We start from the raw sequence: 1,304 nt of genomic DNA on the forward strand, positions 1-1,304 counted from the left end.
ACGCCCTTAGAACGCTCTCCTACCACGGAACCCCTACGGGTTCCATCCACAGCTTCGGTAATCCGTTTAGCCCCGGTACATTTTCGGCGCAGTGTCACTCGACCAGTGAGCTATTACGCACTCTTTAAATGATGGCTGCTTCTAAGCCAACATCCTGGTTGTCTAAGCAACGCCACATCCTTTTCCACTTAACGGATATTTGGGGACCTTAGCTGGTGGTCTGGGCTGTTTCCCTCTTGACTACGGATCTTATCACTCGCAGTCTGACTCCCAAGCATAAATCACTGGCATTCGGAGTTTGTCTGAATTCGGTAACCCGGGATGGGCCCCTAGTCCAAACAGTGCTCTACCTCCAGGATTCTCAATCTTGAGGCTAGCCCTAAAGCTATTTCGGAGAGAACCAGCTATCTCCAGGTTCGATTGGAATTTCTCCGCTACCCACACCTCATCCCCGCACTTTTCAACGTGCGTGGGTTCGGGCCTCCAGTAAGTGTTACCTTACCTTCACCCTGGACATGGGTAGATCACCTGGTTTCGGGTCTACAACTGCATACTCTGTCGCCCTATTCAGACTCGCTTTCGCTGCGGCTCCGCCTTCTCAGCTTAACCTTGCATGCAATCGTAACTCGCCGGTTCATTCTACAAAAGGCACGCCATCACCCATGAACGGGCTTTGACTACTTGTAGGCACACGGTTTCAGGATCTATTTCACTCCCCTTCCGGGGTGCTTTTCACCTTTCCCTCACGGTACTGGTTCACTATCGGTCACTAGGAAGTATTTAGCCTTGGGAGATGGTCCTCCCGGATTCCGACGGAATTTCACGTGTTCCGCCGTACTCAGGATCCACTCTGGAGGGGCAGGGTTTTCGGCTACGGGGCTATTACCCGCTGCGGCGGACCGTTCCAGGTCGCTTCGCCTAATCCTGCCTTTTGTAACTCCGTATAGAGTGTCCTACAACCCCAAGAGGCAAGCCTCTTGGTTTGGGCTGATCCCGTTTCGCTCGCCGCTACTCAGGGAATCGCATTTGCTTTCTCTTCCTCCAGGTACTTAGATGTTTCAGTTCCCTGGGTCTGCCTTCGCATGTGCTATCAATTCACACATGGATACTGCCCGATTAAAGGCAGTGGGTTCCCCCATTCGGAAATCTCCGGATCACAGCTCACTTACAGCTCCCCGAAGCATATCGGTGTTAGTGCCGTCCTTCTTCGGCTCCTAGTGCCAAGGCATCCACCGTGCGCCCTTTCTAACTTAACCAATGGTCAATTAAAAAGTTGTGGCCAAACGGCCACGCGTACATGAATC

1 rRNA gene is annotated in these 1,304 nt (G+C 52.5%); it reads right to left on the reverse strand.

The window, feature by feature from the left end:
* Nucleotides 1–1,256, reverse strand: a 23S ribosomal RNA gene (locus QOZ98_RS18905); the annotation flags it as partial.
* Nucleotides 1,257–1,304 lie beyond the last annotated feature (48 nt).

The sequence above is a fragment of the Planomicrobium stackebrandtii genome (genome assembly GCF_030814955.1).
Lineage (GTDB): Bacteria > Bacillota > Bacilli > Bacillales_A > Planococcaceae > Planococcus > Planococcus stackebrandtii.